The following is a 23,124-nucleotide window of genomic DNA, read 5'->3' as shown; positions in this document are numbered from 1 at the left end:
TCCACGTTTAGAGCAATGTAACGTAACTTCAATGCTGGTAAGTACTTCCTAAATTTGCTATCAATGGTCTAAGGACTAAAACGAGACAGGTTGCGGTAGAAAAACGACCCAATCGCTCGATATTAAATTGTTAGTTTCACATCAAGTTTGGTCGTCATATCTAGAGGAAGGTGTATGACAAAGTATGAGAATTTAGTAAATATCTTAGATCAGGTTAGGTTTGAATCTCCAAAGGAATTCAAAAGTTATAGACCTAATCAAGACGATTTGGAAAAAATAAACCAAGCTCGTGGAAGAGCATTAATACACCTTTATTTAAAAGTTACCTTTGGTATTTTAGATTTCAAATCAAGGGAGAAATTAATTACAGATAAAGGCTATGATGCTGGAATTGATGCGTACTATATTGATACTGAATCTAAAAACATTTATTTCATTCAATCAAAATTTAGAACCAATAAAGATAATTTCGAAAGTAAAGAAATCTCTCCTGATGAATTGCTAAAAATGGATATAGATAGAATCGTCGATGGCGAAACACATGACGAGGATGGCAATGAATATAATGGAAAAATAAAGCAACTTCTTAGAGAGCTATCTCAAGTAGATGATATTGGGAGGTATAATTATAAAGTTATAATTCTTGCAAATTTGAAATCCCTCAAGCCCAGTCAAATCAGAAGACTAACTAATGGATTTCCAGCTTATATTTTTGATAACGAGAAAGTTTACAAAGACTTATTATTTCCTGTAATCACGGGAACTTATTATAATAATAATCTGTTATCGATATCACTAAACTTAACAAATAAAAACTCTTCCAGCGCAAGAATCAGTTATAACGTTGAAACTGAATTTAAAGATTGTGATATTACCGTTGTGTTTGTTCCAACAGAGGAAATTGGTAGGGTTTTATACACATACAAGAACTCAATCTTAAAATATAATCCTCGTTGCTTTCTTGAAATGAAAGCTAAGTCTGTGAATAAAGAAATTCACAATACTATAACTCAAAAAAGTACCAATGAATTTGCCCTTTTTAATAATGGGATAACGATGCTTTCTGATGAAACGTCTGTTAATGAAAGAATAGGTCAAAAAGATAAAGCCCAAATAGTGATCTCTAACCCTCAAATAATAAATGGTGGGCAAACGGCTTTTACGTTAAGCCGTATATATGAAGAAATTCAAAAAGGGGCTGAAAATGGAGATATTTTTGAGAACAAAGAAGTATTACTTAAAATTATTACATTTGGCGAGCACTCGGCAAATAGCGAAACGAAAAAACGTTCGTTAATTGAAAGTATCTCTAAAGCCACAAATAGACAAAATGAAGTGTCTGATGCTGATCGGCGTTCAAATGATAAAATTCAGATTGATTTGTAGGAACTATTGTTTCATAAGTTTGGTTATTATTATGAACGTAAAAAAGGTGAATTTGCTGATGGTATTAAAGATAAATATATCTCACGAAATCAAATCATTGATAGAGAGCTATTATTAAGATTAGCCATTTGCTGTGACATGCATCCAGCTGTAGCTAGGAGGTCTAGTGGAAAGTTTCTTTTTCAAGAGTCAAACTTTACGAAATATCTCAATGATTCAGAAAGAGTTACAGAATATTTTTATGCATTTAATATTTATCAAAGCATTAATAACCTTGAAAAGTCATTGAGAGAAGATGTAAATGATCGCTTTGGTACTTCTGCATATGGGCAAGCAATACGTTATGGGCGATTTGCCGTAACCGCTGTTTGTGTAAAAACGTTATATAAAGGTCCAGAGTCTTTAAATGAAATAGACCAACACTTAAAATCTGTAATTGGCAGATGGATTGAATTTGAAAACAGTGCCCAAGAAAATGCTAAGAATTCTTCATATTTCAGAACATACAAAGATGAAGACACAGGCGTTTTAAAACAAGATTTAAATTATGAAGGGTATTATAAAGGTCGTACAATTCAAGACGACTTAAAGAAGTATTTCGAAATTAAGTGAAACTAACAAGAGACTATGGCGTCAATAGCTCTTTTTAAGTTTTTGGCGCTTCCCACATTGCCCCTTCTCTGAGCATCGAATTTAAGATCACCACCATTTTTCTGACACACGCAATAATGGCCACTTTTTTCGCAATCAGGCGCTGATATGTGGTTTTAAACACCGGATTACACTGCATCGCAGACATCATTGCCATGTACAGCACAGTCCTCACCTGGGGTCTGCCGCCCTGGATGGTTCTGAGGCCCTTATAGCGACCGCTTTCCCGATTCATGGGTGCAACACCGACCAGAGATGCGGCCTGTTTGTTGTTAATGTAACCGAGTTCAGGCAGGTTACTTATGATGGACGCAGCAGCGATTTTACCTATGCCGGGCATGCTCTGTAAAATGTCGCTTTTTGCCTGATAGTCAGGACAGCTTGTGATCAGCGCGGCAATTTTATTTTCTATTTTTTCAATCTGATTTTTAAACGCTGTCAGGATAGGTTTGATGGTCATCGCCAGATATTTAGGCATGATGTTCAGGCGGTTCTTTTCCATCGTTTGCATGGTCAGTAGTTGGTTTCGCCGTGTCACCAAGTCACTCATAGCCTGCATGGTCTCTGGCTTGAGTGCTGACAAATTGGGTTGAATGGCTTCGCCGTAATGGGCAATCAACTTGGCATCGAGCTTGTCGGTTTTAGCGCGTTGGCCGATGGCACCGGCAAAGCGTTTTACATGAATCGGGTTGGCGACAACGAAGGGTAAATCAGCCTTCGCGCAGGCAACTATGAAGTTGAACTCAAGTCGTCCTGTGGCCTCAATCACGATACGAACAGGGTTAAATTTCTTCAGTTTGATGATGGCCTCGCGGATCCCTTTACCGTCATTTGAAACGGTAAAATAGATATCCAGCGGGCGAATATAGATGTCGAGTTGGGATTTACCAGTATCGACACCGACGTTTATATTTTGATCCGTTTTAGTATTCATAATAAGCTAACTCTTGCTTGCACAATGCGGGCTCGAGACCCAGTAGACTATTCGAGTATGGTGCTTGGAGTCCTATGCAGCGTTCGTTCTTGTTATCGGTCTCTCAACTGAGGAGCCAGCGCTCAATCGAACTGCCGCATGGAAAGCTTAAGTTGCAGCTTAAGCCTGGGTCTCACATTACCCTAAACTGGTTTAAAATAATAAAAATATGGAGTTATTATCCATACAAGGTGCTTAAACGGATAAAAAACAGCTGGCTTTTGCTCGTTCCTCGCTAATTTTAGCCAGCTATTTTTCTGCCGCTTAGCAATGCGTTAACTGTCTCTATGAAGAAAGCACTAAAGATAATTGGCGTCATTACCACGGTACTTGTTCTAATCGGGGTTGGAGCGTACTTATACATTTTCAGGCAGCAGGAAATTGCCATTCGTCTTATCCCCAACGAGTTTGAATATTGCGGTAAAAAAGTATGGGGTAACGACAAGAATTACCAAGAAATAGTCACATGGCTTAAACAGAATAAAGAAGGCTGGGTTTTATCCTACGTAACTTATGTGCCAAAACAGGTATATCGGCACCCAGCATTTACAGTAAACGTAATGGAAGGTGGCGTAGCGGTCTCCTACAAAACTGACTACGGTTATCCTCAGTATGCCAAAACAATTAACCATGGTATCAATTTAGAATGTACCAGCAACAGTTAACAAGGCCAGGCACAATCGCCCCTTCGGGGCTGGACCTCCGCACTGCGTGCTCCGGCCTGTGCTGGCGGCGTTATATGTCTATGGGAGTTCAGTGAAAGTTTCAGCCAAAGTTACATTTTTGTATATCGAAAGACCCCCTCACGGGTTTAGGTATACCGGAAGCGTTTGGCCAAGAATTCACTATCTGGGTAATGTCGATACTAGTTGTAGGCTTATTTTTGAAGACGGTGTGGAGGCGTTTGATGGAGATACTGTTGAGTTAGCAATGGGCTTTTTGGATGACACTATTCATGAAGCAAGAATTTACAATGGAATGCCTTTTGAACTATTTGTGATGGATATCAAGATTGCTGAAGGCCAGATCCTGAACATTGAAAAATAGACATATAACAAGATGATAAAGGAAGTGGACGTCTTAAGGTTGGCTAGATGTTCGTTCCTCACAGTTTTTAGCCAATATTAATACGCCTCTTATCATGGCGTTATATTTCACGGAGGATTTAGTGCAATTCCCAGAACTTGAAACATCGCGTTTAAAGTTATCAGCTTTAAACGATAGTGATGCCAAAGCAGTATTTGAGTTATTTTCTGACCCATTAGTTACTCATTATTATGATCTAGAACCGTTTAGTGAGTTATCACAAGCACTAAAGCTGATCGAGTTTTTTCAATCACGGTTTGAGGAAGGTTCAGGTATCCGCTGGGCAATCCGCTTAAGAGAAACCAACCAACTGATAGGAACTTGCGGCTTTAATTCGTGGAACCCTAGAATGAAAAATGCAGTGCTTGGTTATGACTTGATGCCTAACTTTTGGGGTAATGGTTATACAACTGAGGCTGTCCATAAAATTATCAATGCTGCATTTTCTGGAGAGCTTGCATGTGGTGAGCTTAACCGTATTCAAGGTGATACCGTCCCTGGAAATGATGCTTCAGAATCTGTTTTAAGAAAAATAGGCTTTAAAGAAGAAGGTCTACGACGTCAAAGTGGTTACTGGAAAAATCAGTTTCACGACCTTAAATGCTTTGGGCTTATAAGATCAGAGTTCAGTGAAATATAACAAACGCATCAAAATGGACGTCTAACAGTTGGCTGGCGCTCATTTTTCGCTAATTTTAGCCAACTGTTATCCGCACTTTATGCGGGCGTTAGGGTTACAAGGAAAGTAAGTGCAAAAACTCAGGTTCATTTTTTTATCATTACTGATTTTTGGAGCTTTCGGTTGCAGTGAAAAGCCAACTGATATCATTACTTGTAGTGGTTCTATCCGAGGGAAGTGTTTGGGTTTCTATCTCACACGATAATCAAGTTAAAATTGGCAGTTCACAATTTTCTGAGAGTTTGCTTCGTTCAAAGTATCACTTGGTTAAACAATCTTGTAAGTCTGCTACTGTCATGATTCAAGCTGACAAATCAGCAAAAAACAAAGTGGTTTATGACACAATCCAAACTATTAAATCAATGGGTTATCAAGTGTCACAGTAACCCTAACAAGGCAATTATGAATGGGACGTCTAAAGCTTGGCTGGCGCTCATTCTTCGCTAATTTTAGCCAAGCTTAATACGCCCCATATTGCGGCGTTATACCACTAGGGCAAGTTTGTGCGTGATCAACTGAAAAATTTAACAGAAAAAGATTATTGGGTTTATGGAGTCACCGAGCCTGACTTTGATCATGCTATGAATATCGTTCGAGAAATGATTGACGCTCGTACTGAACAGTACAAAGCTGAGGAAGCTCGAGTAAGGGAAGAGAGTCCAGATGTTGCCGACGACATACTTGATGATGTTGCATACTACAGATACACAGATAATCAGTATCTTTGGCAATTTTCACTCTGGAGACTCCAAGGTCTTATTGAGGCAGTAATTGCTCATCAACTAGTTGAAACTAATAGTACTAAGAAGCTTTTTGGCCTCAAAGCAAAATTAGAAGCATTAAAAGGCATCGGATATAGCATTGAACAACAAGAAATAGATGAGCTTTTACTGTGGGCTAATTTAAGAAACGCCTTGTCTCATGCACCACCAGAGCAGTACAGGCCAGCTCCTTTGCGCGAAGAAGACATCGTTGAATATCACGAATTTGTCAAAAGTTTATATCTTCGCTGGCAAAAAGAGAAAGCCAATATAAACGTGGTATAACAAGTGCCTAAACCAAGGGACGCAAAACAGCAGGCTTGCGCTCCTTCGTCGCTAATATTAGCCTGCTATTTTGCGCCGGTTAGGCAAGCGTTATACGTATTGGAGATCTCATTGAAGCTCGTAGCATTATTTTTATCATACTTTTTTGCGACTATAGTGTTTGCATGTGGAGATCCTTCGACAGAAAAATTTCTTCCTTTCGCTAAGGTTATTAAAAATGGTGAAAGTAAAGATATGAAGTCATTTGAAGTTAACTTTCCCACTCAAGAAAGACGATTTTTCTTGAGCGATATGACAGCTATTTTGCCACAACAATTTCAAATTGAACTAAATCATAGTGATATTAAATATTATGAGGGTAACTATTATACTGCGTATGTAACAGTCAATGATAAAATCACAGAAAACCTTGAAATAGTTGCCAGCTACAATGCTCTAAATAAAGAGGTGACTTCGCTGGTTTTGTGCGGAAACTTTAAACGCTATAAATTAAAACAATTGTTGCAAGCGGCGATTCCAGAAGTACGCCCAATGGAACCACCAAAACCAATTATTGAGAAGTAAAATACGTATAACAAGGTAATTATGGATGGGACGTCTAAAGCTTGGCTGGCGCTCATTCTTCGCGATTATAGCCAAGCATTTATACGCCCCATATTACGGCGTTACCGAATAAATACGTTAACTCAATTCTGTCCAAAAATGAGGTGGTTTGAACGTCTGATTATTTAATTGGTTGTATGATGCACTAGCCGAACGACTGAAAATGCACAAAAGGGACACGCGAGGGTCAATATCTGGAAAATATGGGACTTTTTGTCATCTTTTACTTCAAACTCATGTCAACTTATACTTCCATGAAATCCAGATACAGCCCGGAACAAGGGCTCGTACTATATCAACTTATACTTCAAACAAGCTCACTGAAAAAGCACAGCTGGCTCTGTCCTCTAGCCAGCTGTTTCAATATCAATAGCCCATTATGTAACCAAACCAGTTAAAGCTCAGCGTGGGGGCCAAACACTTCGTAGTGTATACGATGATCACTCACCCCCAGGGCGATTAAGTGGGTTTTTACAAACTTCATAAAGGCCAGCGGACCACACACGTAAAAATCACCATCGTCGATGGGCAGTGTGATAGCACAGAAGTTCATGAAGCCGTTAAATGTATTTACCATGTCGCCTGGCTCGTGGTTATACCAGGTCGCATGTTGCCAGTGGTGATCAGCGCATAGCGTTGCGGTGCGCTGAGCGAACGAGTGTTGAGCACGGGTCTCGCAGGCATGGAGATAGGTTACAGGGAAGGGGTAATTACGTGCGGCTAGGGTTTCTAACATGGCTTGCATGGGCGTTACGCCTACGCCTGCAGATATTAATACCACAGGGGCTTGTCGGTCTTGCCAGAAAAAATCTCCCGTTGGCGCATGTAAGTCAACAATGTCGCCAAGTTTAAGATGATCATGTAGGAAGTTCGACATGACTCCTGTATGTTCACCCACTTCACGCTTGACCGAGATGCGGTAACTTTTGCCGTTTGCTGTGCTCGATAGCGAGTATTGGCGGATTTCGGTGTGGGCCGAAGTAGAGGGCTTAAGTTCAATAGCAAGGTATTGCCCGGGTTTAAAGTCCATCACTGCTTGCTGATCAACGGGCTCGAATGTAAAGCTGGTGACCAGCTGTGATTCCTTTACCTTGTGAGTCAAGCTAAAGGCGCGCTTGCCGCGCCAGCCACCGCTTGCTTGCTCGCGAGCTGTATAAAGTGTCTGCTCACGCTGAGTAAACAGTTGTGCCAACACCGTATAGGCAGCGCGCCAAGCCTGCTCAACCTCACAACTAAAGTGGTCACCTAGCAGCTCGCGCATGGTTTCAATTAAATGATGACCAACGATGTGGTAATCATCAGGCTGTATGTTAAAGCTCACATGCTTGTTAGCAATACGCTCCACAGCGTGCTTGAGTACAGCGACATTATCAAGGTTGTTAGCATAGGCCATTATAGCTTCAAATAATGCCACTTTCTGGCGTCCTGAATGTTGATTACTTAAGTTAAATACGTCTTTTAATTCAGGGTTATGGGTAAACATCCGTTGATAAAAATGTTCGGTCACTGTCGGCCCTGCTGCACTTATTAAAGGCAGCGTTGATTTAACCGTATTGATGTGGTGTGAAGATAACATGCATACTCCGCAAGGTTATTGGCGCGGTGCACTGAGCACCGGCCAGTAGATGAAAAAGAAAATCGTGAATGAAGCAACCCAAAGCGCGGCGCTCAAGGCCCAGCCTACAAATGCATGGCCAGTCAACGTCAGAGTAAAGCGCAGCAATGTAGCCCCAACCAAGCATATAAAAGCGGCTGTAATCTGGGGTTTAACGTTGAGTTTGCGCCCCGTGTGCCCTAACGAGACGCGACTTATCATCGCCAGGATCATCAAACCAATGGCTCCGAGGGTAATTAGGTGCAGGGCGTTGCTAAAGAGTAATGTGTCGATGTAGTAACTCAGACCTAGCGCAATAAGCCCGAGCCCCATAAAGGCGTATGCGCTATGCAGCGACCACAGCAAAGGCATGGTGAAGGTACTTAAGCTAGACCACGCTTTCATACGAATAAGGTGCACGCACCCTGTGACTATCAACAATATGGCTGGGGAAAAGGGCAATAATTCGAAGTGACTGGTGATAAACACAACCAGGCAAGTGACCGTGAGTGGCACCTGTATTTTCTCTGCCCATATCATCGGTGTTTGGGTATCAATATTTGCACCGCGAGCCGTAAAAAACGGGATCACCCGGCCGCCAACGACCCCAATGAGAAGCGTAAACAGCAATACAGCTGAGCGGATAAGGTGCAACGCGATTAAATGCTCACCCATGAGCGCGAGCATCAAGGTGGCTGCGTTTAGTGTCGCCAATGCCATTAGCATGGGCACGAAAAGGTAGTTGCGCACATTGCCCGCGCTGAAAACGATACGCGTAAAGGTGAATACAATGACGGCCCACCATAAAAGCGACATAATTAACGCGGCGATAATAGTGGTGTGCGTGTTAATAAATACCAGTATACGAATACACAACCAAAGTAACAGTAAAGCTGCCACGGGGAGGCCCGTTATACTGGGCAACCCTGTCCATGTTTGCACCGCTGTCATTATAAAACCAACGGCGATGAGCGCTGCAAAACCAAAGATCATTTCATGACTGTGCCACAGCACGGCTGGCAATATTGGTTGCGGTAAAGTGATGAGCCCGGCCAGCATCGTTGCCCATAAGGCAATGGCTGTCGCCGCAAATAGCGCGCCAGTTAAGAAAAATGAGCGAAACGCTAATTGCCAAAACGGATGGTGAAAGCCATTTTGTTTATTGTCGGGCGTGTTGGGTTCTTGTATTTGCATTTAAAACACCCTGTAGCCCAAGCCATAAACGCCGACACAACGCACCACATACGCCAACTTAAAGATTGCCGCGAACACTATGGTGCCGATATGAGCAGTTATCTGCATGGAGATGGGTAAATATGAGTCGAAATAAAAGCTCATTAATAGGCTGCAAATCACGAGGCCAAGTGACAACACCATGCTCCAGTTAGCAGCAATAATGCATTTTTGAAAGCTTAACTGTGCCCCCTCGAGTGCATGATTAGTGGGAAGAACAAACTGCGAGTACATAGGCGCTCCTACAAATGAATCTATTGGAGCTATATCAAAACTAGTGCCATCTTTTTAACTTGTTGATAAATATAAGGTATCTAATGAATTAGATTGTTTTTGTGTCATTAAGACATACTTGTTATGCGTGTCTTAATGACTACAATGGAGTTAAAATGATTTCGGGCCACGTATATGAACCGCCTTACCGACAACCAGCTTTTGGAATTATCCATCACCCTCGCGCAGAGCGTCGCCAGTCAACAGCGCTTTGATGAATTGCTCAGTGCCATTCGTAAAGTGATCACCTGTGATGCCATCATGTTACTGGCTCACAAAGGCGACTATTTACAGCCTCTGGCTCATCAAGGGCTGAGCCATGAAATACTTGGGCGTCGCTTTGTTATTGCTGAGCACCCTCGGTTTGTTGCGATTTGTCAGTCATTAACAGCCACGCGTTTTCCCGCAGAGTGTGAACTGGCTGACCCATATGATGGCTTACTCACGGCCATGGAGGGCGACTTACCTGTGCATGCGTGTATGGGGATCCCGCTGTATTTCCAAAATCAGCTACTTGGTGTATTAACGTTGGATAGTCTATCTCCAGGGGTGTTTGATTCACTTTCAGAACGCTCATTGGCGTTAATTGCATCCATGGCCTCGGTGAGCTTACATACGGCACTGACTGTTGATTTGCTCGAGGCCAATGTCAGCCATTCACAAGAAGTATTGCGTGCTCTGAGCGTACCCAGTGCTTCAGGCTGTCCGGCGGAAATCATTGGCCAAAGCCCGTGCATTGATAAACTTAAAAATGAAATTTCCTTGGTGGCCCCATCCAATTACTCGGTACTTATTGAAGGCGAAAGCGGCACAGGTAAAGAGCTGGTGGCGCACAGTGTGCATCAGCAATCAAGCCGGGGTGACCAAGCGCTTATTTATGTCAATTGCGCGGCGCTGCCAGAGAACTTGGTAGAGAGCGAATTATTTGGTCATATTAAAGGTGCGTTTACCGGGGCTGAGCGCAAACGAGCCGGTAAGTTTGTCATTGCCAGCGGTGGCACCTTGTTTTTAGATGAGGTGGGGGAGTTACCCTTAGCTGCGCAAAGTAAGCTTTTACGGGCGTTACAAAGTAATGAGATTCAACCTGTTGGCCAAGATGAAGTGATAAAGGTGGATGTGCGTGTTATTGCCGCCACCAATCGTGATTTAAAAGCTGAGGTGGAAAGCGGGCGCTTTCGCAGCGACTTGTATCACCGCCTCAACGTATACCCATTAAAAGTGCCGCCTTTACGTGAGCGTATGGCAGACATCCCACTATTGGCTGGTTTCTTTATCGAGCGTGCAAGGCGAAAACTCGGTGTAAACCAGCTGAAAATTTCCCCAGCGCTTTTAGACAGACTCGCCCAGTATACTTGGCCGGGCAATGTTCGCGAGTTTGAGCACTTATTGAACCGCGCAGCATTAAAGGCCTGTGCCAAAGTACCAATACACAGCCGCCATGATAGCCTAGTGACTGTGACGCTCGGTGACTGCGATGAACTGCATGAGACAACGCAAAGAAAATCAGACCCGCTAAACACCGAGGAGAACACGCAAACGCCACTTCTATCAGATATAACGCCTGGCTCCATGACGACAGAGCAACCGATTAATTTGCGCCAGGCTGTGGATGATTACCAACGCCGGATAGTCAAACATGCCTTACAGGCTCATCAAGGCAACTGGAGCCGAACAGCCAAGCATTTAGGTGTTGATCGCGCCAACTTAATTCGTCTGGCTAAGCGTTTGCAAATACACGTTGAGAAAGTCGTGTTTTAAAAAAGGCGATGATTGACTTCGGGGTCACTAGCTAAAGAGCAGTCACTACTTAAATGATCATTAAAGAAAACGCTGTGTCGAAGAGGTTTGCTTAGTGTGACAGCATAATTAAGCAATAAAGTAGACGCTGCGCCCATGACTAAACTCGTTTTGTGGTGTCGCTTTTCAATATGTTTAACGCTATCTTTATTGAGCGTCTTGTTTGTTGTGAGAGTGTAAATGACCGAACTAAGTAAAATTCTCGTGATTGATGATGAGCCCATTAATACCCTTCAGCTTGAACATGCGTTGGCGGGGATAGGTGAGGTTCAATCATGTAACGAGAGCAGCGAAGCGATGGCGCTTATTGCCGATTTTAAGCCAGATATTCTGTTGCTCGATTTAGAAATGCCTACCGTCAGCGGTTTTGACTTACTGGCCCAAATTCAACGCCAGCCCTCACCTAGTGCGCTGCGCATTGTTGTTATCACTGCACACAACGACCCGGAAATCGAAGAGCGCGCACTCGCGCTGGGTGCCATCGACTTTATCTCCAAGCCTTTGAATCTTACGTTGTGCCGTATGCGAGTAGAGAACCATGCCAAAGTGCGTGCACAAGAGCGAGCATTGGAAAAGACACAAAGGTTACTGGCGGCAGAAAAAGAGCATCTGCGCATTACCCTAGACTCTATCGCGGATGGCGTAATTTCGACCGATGAGCATGCCTGTATCACCTACCTGAACCCGGTCGCACAACGTTTGACCGGTTGGTCGCAAACCGCTGCTAAGGGACGACATATTGAAGAGGTGATGAAGCTAAGGGATGTCTCAACGAAAGAAGCGTCTATTAATCCTTTGACCGTGGCATTAAAAGAAAATAGGCCTGTGGCCATGGCAATAAATACTCAACTGGTCAGTAAACAAGGGCTGGAGTATCGCGTGGAGGACAGTGCTGCGCCAATCCTTGACGAGCAACGCCAGAAGCGTGGTGCCGTGATGGTGTTTCAGGACGTGAGTGAAACCCTCGCTATGTCAGTGCAAATGACCTACCTCGCTCATCATGATCAGCTCACCGCACTGCCTAATCGAGTACTGTTGCACGACCGGCTTACACAAGGTATTGCCAGAGCTTCGGCCGGCAAACGTAAAGTGAGCTTAATGCTGCTTGATTTAGACAACTTTAAATATATAAACGACGCCATGGGCCATCACATCGGCGATGAAATTATCGCGCATGTTGGCCACAGTCTTGACCGCTTTGCCTGTAGTGATATTACTGTTGCTCGTGTCGGCGGCGATGAGTTTGCGTTGGTGGTGCCGCAAGAGAAAAGTTCGTTCGGGTTGGAGGGGTTAATTAGCCAGTTGCTAGATGTCATCGCTAAGCCTTTTCGGTTGGGAGGTGAGCAACACAACTTGAGTGCCAGTGTGGGTATCAGCGTCTATCCAGACGATGCCTCCAGTGTTGAAGAAATGCTTCGTCATGCCGACTCAGCTATGTATAAGGCGAAACAAGCAGGGGCGAATAGTTACTGTTATTTCAGCGATGATTTACAACACGAAATGAACCAACGCTTAGCTGTCGGCTATACGCTTCGTGAAGCACTGGAGCAAAACGCGTTAGAAGTTCACTATCAGCCTAAATTTGACTTAAATACCAATAGCATTATCGGAACAGAGGGGTTAGTGCGATTAAGAGACGCAGATGGCAAGTTAATATCGCCAGCCCAGTTTATTGAATATGCTGAAGAGTCAGGGTTGATTTATCGTCTTGGTGAACAGGTTTTAGAGCAATGCTGTCGTGACGCCAAAACATGGCTCGATGCTGGGCATGCGCAGAAAGTGGCGGTTAATATATCGGCAAAGCAGTTTTCTGACTCTGCGCTGGTCGATACCGTTGCCGCTATACTTGAGAAAACTCAGCTGCCGAGTCGATATTTAGAGCTCGAGGTTATTGAATCTGCACTGATAGACAGTTACGAGCAAACGGTCACTCAGCTACAATCCATCGCGGATATGGGTGTGAGCATTGCTCTTGATGACTTTGGTACCGGCTACTCAAGTCTTTCTTATCTAAGGCTCTTCCCCCTGAATGTGCTGAAAATCGACCAGTCTTTTGTGCGAGATATGCTGGCAGAGCCCCAAGCGTTAGATATTGTGACGGCTATCATAGATCTAGCAAATTCGTTAGGCTTGGAAATTGTCGCAGAGGGCATTGAAACCGAACCGCAAGCCAGAAAGCTCCGCTCTTTGGGGTGCGGCATTGGCCAAGGGTATTTACTGGCTAAACCTATGGTATCTGTGTCATTGTCACAATTATTAGAGCAACAAGCAGCAGGAACGCTATGCACCTAGATATAAAACCGCTTTCCCAGTGTAAAGTGCTGGTAGTCGACGATGATGAAATTGCACGGCTAACCTTAGAAGCAATGTTAGAAGAGTACTTTGATGTCACCACATTGAGTGATAGTTCTCAGGTTTTAGCGCACTGCGCTGCTGAGATACCCGATTTAATTGTACTCGACGTTAACATGCCCCATATTAGTGGCTTAGAGGTCTGTAAAGAGCTAAAACAAAGCGCTTTGCTTGAACAAGTGCCCGTGGTTTTTGTGACTGGCACCTATGACACCCAATCGCAAAATGCATGCTGGGAGGCGGGAGCCAGTGATTTTATCGGAAAACCCGTTGCGGCCTCTACGTTAATCCACCGGACGCAAAATCACCTTGAAAATAAACTGAGACTGGAAGCTCTCATTAAGCTCACTTATAAAGACTCTTTGACAGGACTTTACAATCGCCACTACTTAGATGAGGAAGTCGTGAACTCATTGCGTCAATCTATACGTGAATGTAAACCTTTTAGTGTATTGATGGTCGATATTGACCACTTTAAGCAATACAACGACCACTATGGTCACCCCCAAGGCGATGAATGCCTTAAGCTGGTTGCGCAGGTGTTGCAACAGAGCTTGCGTAGACCCCATGATGTGGCGGTACGCTTTGGCGGTGAGGAGTTCTTAGTGATCATGCCCTATACGGATGCAAGTGGTTGCGAATTTATTTGCAAGCAAATAATGAATAATTTAAGCGTAGCTAATCTTAAACATGACTATTCGCCGTCTTCGCGGGTGACCGTTAGTATTGGTGCTACAACCAGTAATCAGAACGCTGAAGTAGCCCTTGAAACACTGATAGCGGATGCAGATCAAGCCCTTTACGAGGCTAAACGAGCGGGTCGAAACCGGTATCAGTGTCTCGATTAAGTACTGCCAAGAGGGAAGAAAATTTTTCTAATTTAAGGGCTTAGTCTACACTTTGTAGCAAACTTAACGACAGGAGTCCGGTTGATGAGCTACTCTCCCACACGTCGGCGATTTTTACGTACCCTAGGTGAGGGGGCGGCGGTATCAACGCTTGCTCTCAAAGCGCCCTATGTCTTCGCAAAGAAAAAAGTCACCCTTAGGGTCATGGGCACACATGTGACCTTACAAGAAGAGCTACGCCAACGAGCGATGCGCGAGTTGGGTATTCACTTGGTGTTTTCCCCTATGGGCAGTGCGCCACTGTTACAAAAAGCAGCGGCAGATCCAAGCTCATTTGATGTATACGAGCAGTGGTCGGACTCTATTAATATTTTATGGCAAGCAGGCGCGATACAACCCATTGACGTTGATAGGTTAACTTACTGGGATGAAATTAATAACCTAACAAAAACGGGGCAACTGACTGAAAACGCAAGAGTGGGGGTAGGGGATGCGCCCAATAAAATCTTGTATGTGCAGGATGATGGCCAGTTAGGGCCGCAGGCCACAGACAAAGTTAGCTTTATGCCTTACGTGCACAATGTTGACTCTTTTGGCTATAACACTCAGCACATTGCTAAAGGTCGAGCTTATGAAACAGAGTCTTGGTCATGGCTCTTGGATGAGCAAAACAAAGGTAAAGTGGCGCTTGTCAATGCACCAACCATCGGCATTTTTGATGCCGCTTTGGCAGTGCAGGGCCAAGGACTCATGACATTTAAAGACATGGGCAATATGTCCATTGCTGAAATTGATAAGCTGTTCAGTATTTTGCTTGCTAAAAAGCGCCAAGGTCATTTCTCTGGCTTTTGGACCTCCGTACCCCAGTCGGTCGATTTTATGAAAACGAACCGAGTGCATATACAAAGCATGTTTTCGCCGGGAGTGAGTGCTTGTCGAGGGCAGGGGATCCCTGTGATCTATGCAGCGCCTAAGGAAGGCTACCGGGCATGGCATGGGGTCATGTGTTTATCAGCACACACCTCCGGAGCTGTCAAAGACGCAGCGTATGAATATATGAATTGGTGGTTATCAGGTTACCCAGGGGCCTTTATTGCACGCCAAGGCTACTATATTTCTAACCCCCAGCGTAGTCAGCCATTGATGTCCAAAGCAGAGTGGCAATATTGGTATGAGGGTCATGAAGCCAGTATGGATTTGCGTGGCACTGATGGCAAGGTATCGGTCCGGGCTGGGCAAATACGTAACGGTGGCAGTTACACAAAACGTTTTTCTAATGTTGCGGTGTGGAATACGGTGATGCCAAATTACGACTATAGTCTTGATAAATGGTATGAATTACTCAATGCGTAAGGATAGGTGGTGATTGAATTCATATCTCGCTCCGTTGCCGCAAAAATTACTTTAGCATTGACGCTGGTGGTGGTTACATTGGTTGCCAGTTACCTTGTAATGGACCGCAGGCTAAAGAGTATAGAACGCTCTGTTGATGATATTACCGAAATCAGCAACCACGCTATCGGTATTTTGCGTATTAATAAAGACATTGTTGAAATGCAACGCGATATTTCGGTATATGGGGCCTCTGGGAGTATCGCCGTATTTGAAAAAATAGAGCAAAACTACCGCAGTATTCAGCAGCGCCTTGATATACTCGATGACGCCAGTGTAGCGCCTAGCGAGCAAACCTATATTGATGCAATGAACGATTTGGTCGAGCGCTATGGTAACAACCTCGCGGTGTTGACTAAACGCTACACCATCCGCAGCTCACTGATTGATGACGATTTACCAAGAATTTATCAAGGTGCCATTGACCGTCTAGAGGGCCTTAAAGAATTATCCACTAATACCGACGAGCTTCTTGCGCTCACCGAGGCAATAAACTCTTGGCACCGTTTGCACTATAACGCTCGATTGTTTTTAACAAAAAAAGATTATGCTAAGCGCCAAGAAGTCAGACAAATTATTAAGACGATTTTAGCTTTCGATCGCAATCTCAGTGCGCAGTTAGTGAATAAGTATCCAGAGTTAGTAGGCTCAATCGTGCCATTGGTAAAAGCGTATCAGAGCGCATTTAATAAAAGTGTGCAGGCCAACCGTAATTATTTCACCTTAGTTAATGTAGTGATGGCAGGAGATGCCATTGAATTTAGCGCCCTAGCGGATACATTAAGAGAGCAATCACTTGAAAGACTGCAGCAAATCAAGCATACGGCAGAGTCCAGTGTTTCGAATACAACTCAGATCCTTAATTTCTTGGGGATGTCGGCTGCACTTTATATTGTCGTTCTGGCGCTGTTTTTCCACTTTCATATTGCCAAAGCGGTGCGCAGACTGACCAATAGTTTTCGTTGTTTTTTACAAGGTGATTTATCTGCACCGATTACTGACACTGAACGCAAAGATGAAATAGGCGTCTTAGCTGGCGCTGCTAATCGTTTTCGCGAACTCAGTAAAGACTTAATTGTTGCTAAACAGGCAGCTGAGCGTACGAGCAAGGTGAAGTCAGAGTTTTTAGCCAATATGAGCCATGAAATTCGCACGCCCATGAATGGTATACTCGGTATGGCAAGGCAGCTTAGTAACACGGCATTAAGCCCAGAACAAAAACGCATGTTGGGTATGATTCGCTCTTCTGGCACGAGTTTGCTGGTGATCATTAACGATATCCTCGATTTAAGTAAAATTGAGGCTGGGAAAATTGAATTAGAATATCAGCCTGTTGAGCTTACTTCCCTTCTTGAGGAACTTCGTCACCTTTTTGCTGCGCAAACTGAGGCCAAAGGTGTTCAGTTATTTATTAGCGCAACACAGAGCGACAATAATCTTATTTTTGACGCAGATGAGACCCGGTTAAAGCAAATACTCATGAATTTGTTAGGCAATGCCGTGAAATTCACCGAAAAAGGCAGTGTGGCTTTGAATGTGACCATAAGCCAGCAAAAAGGCGATGATCTAACATTACTGTTTAGTATCTCAGATACAGGGATTGGCATAGCACCAGAGCATATCTCCTCGCTTTTTGAAGCCTTTTCTCAAGCTGATACATCCATTACTCGACGTTTTGGCGGTACGGGCCTGGGACTCACCATTACCAGCAAACTATTGGCGCTAATGGGAAGCGCTTTAAAGGTGGAAAGTGAGCTTGGCCAAGGTACGCATTTTTACTTTGAGCTCAGCACTCAAGTGAGTGCGCACAAGCAACAGACCGATGTAAGCTTGCAAGAACAGAATATCCACGAGCAAGACCTATCAACACTGAGCGTGCTGGTTGTCGAGGATAATGAGATTAATCAAGTGGTGACAGAGGCGCTACTTAATGAGTTCGGGATATCGGCTATCAGTATGGCAAGCGATGGGGAGCAGGCGATTGCCATGTGTGAGGCTGGAGCTTATGACATTATCTTTATGGACATGCAAATGCCAGTACTTGATGGCCCGCAGGCGACGCGCGTAATTAAAACGTTGCCCAGTTACGGCTCAGTCCCAGTGGTTGCGCTAACGGCCAATGTGCTATCGGCAGACCGACAACGCTGCTTTGATGCAGGGATGGATGATTTTCTTACTAAACCTATTGAGTATGAGCAATTGTCTGCGGTCTTGCGCAAGTGGTGCACTGACAGTGAACCGCTCTGTGATATAAATAATTAGCAGGGAAGTAAACATGAGCAAAGCAAAACACAGCAGTTCAAGAAAACTAAAGTCCGGCGCCTTTATATGGGCAGCGACCTTATTATTTGTACTTATTACCATTGCCACAGTGTTCATATTTGAAGGGAATGTAAAACAAAATACATTAAAGCAGATACGTGTAGACCGGGAGGAAACTGCGGAGCGACTTAAAGAAGTGGTGACTAAATCCGTTGCTAACTATAAGGCCAACCTGCGTTTTTTACATTCTACGCCGCCAATCTCTGGGTTGCCCCGAGCACATTTTAATAACGGCGTTGATGCTTATGATGGAACCACGTACACACAATGGAAAGAACGTCTCGAAACCATTTTTATCGGTTTTATGGAGAACAACCTTGCTGTAGAGCAACTACGGGTCATCGCCATAAATGCCGAAGGCAATGAATTGGTTCGTGTGCAGCGTCGTGGCGCTGCAGTGGAAGCCGTGCCGGATTATTCCTTACAGAATAAAGCGGGTGAAGGATATTTCTTACCCAGCTCACAGCTGGGGTTAAACCAAATTTACATGTCGCCGTTATCGTTAAATCGTGAATTTGGTGATATATCCTTCCCCTATAAACCTATGTTGCGTTTTGCAATACCTATTTACAGTGAGCAAGGCAAGCGGTTCGCGTTTTTGATTATGAATGTCAATGCCAACCAGCTTATCTCACAACTAGTAGAAACCACGTTTGATTATTCACATCTAGTGATCACCAGCTCTGAGGGGGATGTTATTTACCACCCCAACGAGCAGTATCGATTCACTCGTGATTTAGCTCCAGATATAACCTGGTCGTCGCTATATAGCAGGCCTATTGAGTATGAAAATACATACTTTGCAGAGCAACGCTTTTCAGAGCAACAGGGCGTGTATATCTATTCTGAAAAAGTACAAACTCGGCCTAACAATAAGTATGGGTTTGTTAACTTTAATGTACTCACTCCTGAAACCTATATTAACGGGATTATAAATGAGAAGCGGCTTTTAACTTATTCATTTTTAGCCGTGGTTGTGCTGCTCTCTTCAGTTTTAATTGTTACTTTTCATCGCAGCGCCATTCGCAGTCAATTGCTTGCGGACGCGCGTCGTGAGTCCTCAGCGATTGTGGAGGGTTCGATTGATGCCATAGTCGGTATTGATTTAAAGGGGCAAATAACGAGTATAAATCATGCTGCTGAGCAGCTGTTGGTTGTCACTAGCCAAGCTGGAATTGGTAAATATTACGAGCAACTATCGCTGTTACAAAAACTACCGGTGGAAAAGTACATTACTGATTTGCAAACATCGGAAACACAGATAAAAGATCAGTGTGAAGTGGCTATTGACGAGCGTGCTTTATATTTGGCTATTTCGGTTAGCCCCGTCGTATCTGAATCTCAAGATTTAATAGGTATCGCGCTCATTATTCGCGATATCAGTAAAGAAAAAGCGGCAGAGCTGAAAGTCAAACGCCTAAACTCTGAATTAGAGGCCAAGGTCCGACAGCGTACCCAAGCTCTCGCGCAAGCTAAAGATGAAGCTCTAAAGAATAGTGATATCAAAAGCGCATTTATTTCCAATATCAGTCACGAACTACGTACCCCTCTTAACGGTGTAATTGGCACGCTCAACATTTTAAAGCGCGAGCCACTGCCCGAGAAGGCTAAGAAATTAACCGATATGATGGAGCTAAGCGCGTCTAACTTAACGCTGCTGATAAACGATATTTTAGACTTATCAAAAATAGAAGCCGGAAAGCTCGATTTAAATGCCAAACCTTTTGACCCCGTGTCGCTATTGGAAAGCTTGGTTGAGTCCTGTGCTGCTCGTGCCTATGATAAGGGGCTGGAAGTGTTTATCGATACCCAGCAGCTGTGCTGCACGCAGGTAGTGGCCGATCCTCTTCGCTTTACGCAAATAGTGAATAACCTTATCAGTAACGCCATTAAATTCACGGAACAAGGGTATATTCGTGTCATTGCTATAGGTGATGTCATTGATGGCCAATCATATCGTTTACAAGTTAGTGTGGAAGATAGTGGTATAGGCATTAATGAGCAGGCACAATCGCAGTTATTCAAGGCATTCAGCCAAGCCGATGGCAACATTGCCGCACGCTATGGGGGAACGGGCCTGGGGTTATCTATTTGCAAGCAATTATGCCAATTAATGGCTGGTGATATAAGTGTAAGCAGCCAAGAAGGTGAAGGCAGCAGGTTTAGCTTTTATATCTCCTTGCCCCTGGAAAGTGTGAGGATGACTCAGAAAATAACTCATTTCGACCAAAAACGCAGCGCTGTGATAAGCCAGAATAAATACACGCAAGCGCATATATGTCACTTGATTGAAGGTGAAGGAGGGCTTGTTGACAATGATATAGAACAAGCACCAGGTGGTGCAGAGTACGACTTTATCTTTATTGATGGTGTAGCTTACAGTGCTGAGGAGCTAAGTAAGTTGGTCACCAAGTGGCAGCAAGACTGCCCACAAGCCCAACTTTTATTGCTACAGCAGCCGGGTACGGGATCGCCAAAAAGCCTCAGTGTTGATGTTGTTACAATCAGTAAGCCTTTGACTCACAGCGACTTGTTAAGGCTCATAGGCGCAAAAGAGGTCATACCCTTAACGCGCGGAAAAAATGAAGCTAATGAGCGCGCTGATGATATTTCTGAGGAGTTAATGCAGCGCATCAGTGGTTGTCGAGTGTTGATAGTTGATGATAATGAAATCAATGTTGAAGTGGCGTGCGGCGTATTGAATACCTTGCCAGTAGAGCTTGAAAAAGCGTATAACGGCAAACAAGCTATTGATATGTTGCAAAGCAGTGCGCGCGAGGGCAAAGCCATTAACTGTGTATTGATGGATTGTCAGATGCCTGTTCTCGACGGTTACCAAACTAGCGAGCAAATTCGTGCGGGTGTTGCCGGTTCTGAGTTTACCAATATTCCCATCATTGCGATGACGGCAAATGCCATGATGGGGGAGCGAGAGAAGTGTTTAACAGCGGGCATGAGTGATTATATTAGTAAGCCTATCAACCCAGATGAGGCACTGGAAAAAGTTCTGCACTGGGGGTTATCAAATTATGACAATCATTCTCAGCCCCAGGCAGTTGAGCAACTTAGTCATACGCAAGACTCTGAACAGCCTCTCTGGGATAGAAACGCGGCGCTCTCTCGGCTATTAAATAAAGAGGTGTTGCTAAATAAAATATGCCGACTGTTTATCAAAACCGCACCACAAAAACTGGCTCAACTGCACCAAAGCCTTAACGATGAAAATCATGAACAGGTGCGTCAAGTGGCGCATTCTCTAAAAGGCTTATGTGGCGAAATTAGTGCAACAAGATTACATCAACTACTTGCTGAGGTGGAGCACTTGGCTGGCAGTGGAACCTTAGAGGTGCAGGTCGAATTGCAAGAAATCGACACTAGCCTGCCTGAGCTTATTGCAGATATTGAGCATTATTTAGAAGGGTCTGACTAGATATTGCTGTGAAGGGCGCAAGCCCATGCATCGGCAAATGCACCTGCTATAAATAGAAGGCAGCAATGGCCTGCATATAGTTCGGTGCTGGTATCTCTTTTTTAGATGTTTTGCGCTTTTTCTAGCTCTTTAATCTTTTTATAGATTTCATCGGCCTCGTAGGTTAATTGTGAATAACCGCGAATGTTGCCGTTGCGCTGGGCATGCATGGCTTGTTCGAGTTTCTGCGCGTGTTGGCGTTCAAGTTTTTTGGTGGGATTCGATTTAAACCATGAGAACATCGGCTGACTCCTTTTTATTGTCCACACTCATACGAGGTCTAAACCCAAAGAGTTTAAAATCATCTATATTTTTCATCAGTGGCAATATTTTTCACACCATTAAGGAGCACGAATGCCCGGAAGTTACCCAGATAAAATACGTGAACTGGCGCTCTATGATGGCCGTTTTGATGCCTATCAATTAAAAGCGCAGGGCTGCGACGTGTTATTTGCTTCATACCCCGCAGGTACCACCATTGCTGCGCACACCCATGACACAGACAACCATGGGGTGATCATAAAAGGAGAATTAATACTGACGATGAATGGTAAAACGCAGCGCGTTGGTGCAGGGCAGTGGTATTGCGTACCTGCTCATGTTGAGCATGAGGCGCACTTTGAAGTGCAGACCGATGAGATTGAGTTTTGGTTTAACGCAGAAAAAGAAAAATAAATTCACCCCTTTTTGTTTCCCCCGGCGTTTTGTTGCTAAGCCCGTTTAAATGGGTGTGTTTTCAAAAGGGGATTACTATGCAACAAACGCAAACATTTCAGAATCAGCTCTTCGCTCCCAGCGCAAAAATATTGGCGTGTGTATTTCTTGGTAGTGCGGTGACCTTCGCTATTTTCTTATTTATGGTGTCTTTACTCGATGGCCCTGCCAGGGTGCCTGATGCACCGAAGGAGTATCCCATCGTCGAGATCCTCCAGCCCAAAGAGCCAACCAAGGTCATTGAGAAAGCGAAACCGGTGCCGCCTAAAGTACCACCGCGACCGCAGGAGCGTCCACAAGTAGCGGCTGAGCCTGCCTTTGAGGGTCCGGGGACAATAGCGGTTACCCCTGATGTACCCGCACCTTCGACTCAACTTGATGCTTTTCCAAGTGCGGCACAAGGCGCGGCAAGACCTTTGGTAAGAGTACCACCTCAATATCCACCGCAGGCGGCGCGCGAGGGTATCGAAGGGTTTGTGGTATTAAGATATGATATCTCCGCAACGGGGGCGGTAATGAACGCTGAGGTTATAGACAGCGAACCCAAACGTATTTTCGACCGCCATGCCTTAAAAGCACTGCGCAAGTGGAAGTTTAACCCCATGCTTAATAACGGTGGTGCGCAAGTACAGCGCAATCAACAAGTAAGGTTAGACTTTAATTTGCAGCAATAAAGGGAGAGCGGCAACTGCGGTTGCCGCACCAA

20 protein-coding genes are annotated in these 23,124 nt (G+C 44.2%); 15 read left to right on the top strand and 5 right to left on the bottom strand.

The window, feature by feature from the left end; genetic code table 11:
- Positions 1-174 precede the first annotated feature (174 nt).
- A complete protein-coding gene (locus W04_RS19095) occupies positions 175-1,386 on the top strand; it encodes an AIPR family protein (protein WP_053910933.1) in 1,212 nt (403 codons plus the stop codon).
- Between the two features lie 6 nt (positions 1,387-1,392).
- Entirely contained in the window at positions 1,393-1,998 is a 606-nt protein-coding gene (locus W04_RS19245; RefSeq protein WP_053910932.1) for an AIPR family protein, read from the top strand.
- Between the two features lie 34 nt (positions 1,999-2,032).
- Here W04_RS19245 and W04_RS11540 read toward each other — a convergent pair whose 3' ends face one another.
- A complete protein-coding gene (locus tag W04_RS11540; protein WP_045979742.1) occupies positions 2,033-2,971 on the bottom strand; it encodes an IS110 family transposase in 939 nt (312 codons plus the stop codon).
- 326 nt (positions 2,972-3,297) lie between these two features.
- Here W04_RS11540 and W04_RS11535 point away from each other — a divergent pair, with 326 nt between their 5' ends.
- The 5 genes from W04_RS11535 to W04_RS11510 all read left to right on the top strand — a co-directional run bounded on the left by W04_RS11535 (position 3,298) and on the right by W04_RS11510 (position 6,385).
- On the top strand, positions 3,298-3,675 hold the full coding sequence (locus W04_RS11535) for a hypothetical protein (protein WP_045979741.1): 378 nt from the start codon (positions 3,298-3,300) through the stop codon (positions 3,673-3,675).
- Positions 3,676-3,766: 91 nt separating this feature from the next.
- Positions 3,767-4,057 (top strand): hypothetical protein, encoded by a 291-nt coding sequence (locus W04_RS11530; protein ID WP_045979740.1) that lies wholly within the window; start codon positions 3,767-3,769, stop codon positions 4,055-4,057.
- A gap of 121 nt (positions 4,058-4,178) precedes the next feature.
- Complete coding sequence (locus W04_RS11525) at positions 4,179-4,736, top strand: GNAT family N-acetyltransferase (RefSeq protein WP_045978484.1); 558 nt, start codon at positions 4,179-4,181, stop codon at positions 4,734-4,736.
- A gap of 542 nt (positions 4,737-5,278) precedes the next feature.
- Entirely contained in the window at positions 5,279-5,821 is a 543-nt protein-coding gene (locus W04_RS11515; protein ID WP_045978456.1) for a hypothetical protein, read from the top strand.
- Between the two features lie 111 nt (positions 5,822-5,932).
- On the top strand, positions 5,933-6,385 hold the full coding sequence (locus W04_RS11510) for a hypothetical protein (protein WP_045978455.1): 453 nt from the start codon (positions 5,933-5,935) through the stop codon (positions 6,383-6,385).
- A gap of 433 nt (positions 6,386-6,818) precedes the next feature.
- Here W04_RS11510 and hmpA read toward each other — a convergent pair whose 3' ends face one another.
- Genes hmpA through W04_RS11495 form a run of 3 tightly spaced genes read right to left on the bottom strand, consistent with a single transcriptional unit; the run spans position 6,819 to position 9,485 of the window.
- The gene (hmpA, locus tag W04_RS11505; protein WP_045978454.1) at positions 6,819-8,000 is read right to left on the bottom strand and encodes an NO-inducible flavohemoprotein; all 1,182 of its coding nucleotides are present in this window, start codon (positions 7,998-8,000) and stop codon (positions 6,819-6,821) included.
- A gap of 15 nt (positions 8,001-8,015) precedes the next feature.
- The gene (locus tag W04_RS11500; RefSeq protein WP_053910930.1) at positions 8,016-9,212 is read right to left on the bottom strand and encodes an NnrS family protein; all 1,197 of its coding nucleotides are present in this window, start codon (positions 9,210-9,212) and stop codon (positions 8,016-8,018) included.
- The gene (locus W04_RS11495) at positions 9,213-9,485 is read right to left on the bottom strand and encodes a hypothetical protein (protein WP_022945157.1); all 273 of its coding nucleotides are present in this window, start codon (positions 9,483-9,485) and stop codon (positions 9,213-9,215) included.
- A 174-nt stretch (positions 9,486-9,659) separates the two neighbouring features.
- Here W04_RS11495 and norR point away from each other — a divergent pair, with 174 nt between their 5' ends.
- From norR to W04_RS11465, 6 genes are all read left to right on the top strand, one after another.
- Entirely contained in the window at positions 9,660-11,282 is a 1,623-nt protein-coding gene (gene norR, locus W04_RS11490) for a nitric oxide reductase transcriptional regulator NorR (protein WP_053910929.1), read from the top strand.
- 219 nt (positions 11,283-11,501) lie between these two features.
- Positions 11,502-13,613: an EAL domain-containing protein gene (locus W04_RS11485; RefSeq protein WP_053910928.1), complete on the top strand. Its 2,112-nt coding sequence runs from the start codon at positions 11,502-11,504 to the stop codon at positions 13,611-13,613.
- A complete protein-coding gene (locus W04_RS11480) occupies positions 13,604-14,521 on the top strand; it encodes a diguanylate cyclase (protein WP_053910927.1) in 918 nt (305 codons plus the stop codon). The genes W04_RS11485 and W04_RS11480 overlap by 10 nt, the downstream gene beginning before the upstream one ends.
- Before the next feature lie 84 nt (positions 14,522-14,605).
- Positions 14,606-15,874, top strand: coding sequence for a PotD/PotF family extracellular solute-binding protein (locus W04_RS11475; protein ID WP_053910926.1), 1,269 nt, complete (start codon positions 14,606-14,608; stop codon positions 15,872-15,874).
- Between the two features lie 9 nt (positions 15,875-15,883).
- Positions 15,884-18,175 carry an ATP-binding protein gene (locus W04_RS11470; RefSeq protein ID WP_053910925.1) on the top strand — a complete coding sequence of 764 codons (2,292 nt, stop codon included), beginning with the start codon at positions 15,884-15,886 and terminating at the stop codon, positions 18,173-18,175.
- Positions 18,176-18,188: 13 nt separating this feature from the next.
- Complete coding sequence (locus W04_RS11465; RefSeq protein ID WP_053910924.1) at positions 18,189-21,665, top strand: ATP-binding protein; 3,477 nt, start codon at positions 18,189-18,191, stop codon at positions 21,663-21,665.
- Positions 21,666-21,766: 101 nt separating this feature from the next.
- Here the strand turns inward: W04_RS11465 and W04_RS11460 are convergent, their stop codons facing one another.
- Positions 21,767-21,946, bottom strand: coding sequence for a DUF6435 family protein (locus tag W04_RS11460; protein ID WP_053910923.1), 180 nt, complete (start codon positions 21,944-21,946; stop codon positions 21,767-21,769).
- Positions 21,947-22,058: 112 nt separating this feature from the next.
- Between W04_RS11460 and W04_RS11455 the strand changes: the two genes are divergently transcribed.
- The gene (locus W04_RS11455) at positions 22,059-22,379 is read left to right on the top strand and encodes a cupin domain-containing protein (protein WP_022945154.1); all 321 of its coding nucleotides are present in this window, start codon (positions 22,059-22,061) and stop codon (positions 22,377-22,379) included.
- A 77-nt stretch (positions 22,380-22,456) separates the two neighbouring features.
- Positions 22,457-23,092, top strand: a complete 636-nt coding sequence (locus tag W04_RS11450; RefSeq protein ID WP_053910922.1) for an energy transducer TonB — start codon at positions 22,457-22,459, stop codon at positions 23,090-23,092.
- The last annotated feature ends 32 nt before the right edge of the window (positions 23,093-23,124 follow it).

The organism is Pseudoalteromonas sp. SW0106-04 (assembly GCF_001293805.1).
In the GTDB taxonomy this organism is placed as follows: domain Bacteria; phylum Pseudomonadota; class Gammaproteobacteria; order Enterobacterales; family Alteromonadaceae; genus Pseudoalteromonas; species Pseudoalteromonas ruthenica.
This window is presented reverse-complemented; position numbering and strand designations above follow the sequence as displayed.

Coding starts and splice junctions, on each gene's coding strand:
- W04_RS11540 (WP_045979742.1), bottom strand. CDS start 2,971: ATGAATACTAAAACGGATCAAAATATAAACGTCGGTGTCGATACTGGT.
- W04_RS11495 (WP_022945157.1), bottom strand. CDS start 9,485: ATGTACTCGCAGTTTGTTCTTCCCACTAATCATGCACTCGAGGGGGCA.
- W04_RS11465 (WP_053910924.1), top strand. CDS start 18,189: ATGAGCAAAGCAAAACACAGCAGTTCAAGAAAACTAAAGTCCGGCGCC.
- W04_RS11455 (WP_022945154.1), top strand. CDS start 22,059: ATGCCCGGAAGTTACCCAGATAAAATACGTGAACTGGCGCTCTATGAT.
- W04_RS11500 (WP_053910930.1), bottom strand. CDS start 9,212: ATGCAAATACAAGAACCCAACACGCCCGACAATAAACAAAATGGCTTT.
- W04_RS11460 (WP_053910923.1), bottom strand. CDS start 21,946: ATGTTCTCATGGTTTAAATCGAATCCCACCAAAAAACTTGAACGCCAA.
- hmpA (WP_045978454.1), bottom strand. CDS start 8,000: ATGTTATCTTCACACCACATCAATACGGTTAAATCAACGCTGCCTTTA.
- W04_RS11480 (WP_053910927.1), top strand. CDS start 13,604: ATGCACCTAGATATAAAACCGCTTTCCCAGTGTAAAGTGCTGGTAGTC.
- W04_RS11450 (WP_053910922.1), top strand. CDS start 22,457: ATGCAACAAACGCAAACATTTCAGAATCAGCTCTTCGCTCCCAGCGCA.
- norR (WP_053910929.1), top strand. CDS start 9,660: ATGAACCGCCTTACCGACAACCAGCTTTTGGAATTATCCATCACCCTC.
- W04_RS11535 (WP_045979741.1), top strand. CDS start 3,298: ATGAAGAAAGCACTAAAGATAATTGGCGTCATTACCACGGTACTTGTT.
- W04_RS11485 (WP_053910928.1), top strand. CDS start 11,502: ATGACCGAACTAAGTAAAATTCTCGTGATTGATGATGAGCCCATTAAT.
- W04_RS19095 (WP_053910933.1), top strand. CDS start 175: ATGACAAAGTATGAGAATTTAGTAAATATCTTAGATCAGGTTAGGTTT.
- W04_RS11475 (WP_053910926.1), top strand. CDS start 14,606: ATGAGCTACTCTCCCACACGTCGGCGATTTTTACGTACCCTAGGTGAG.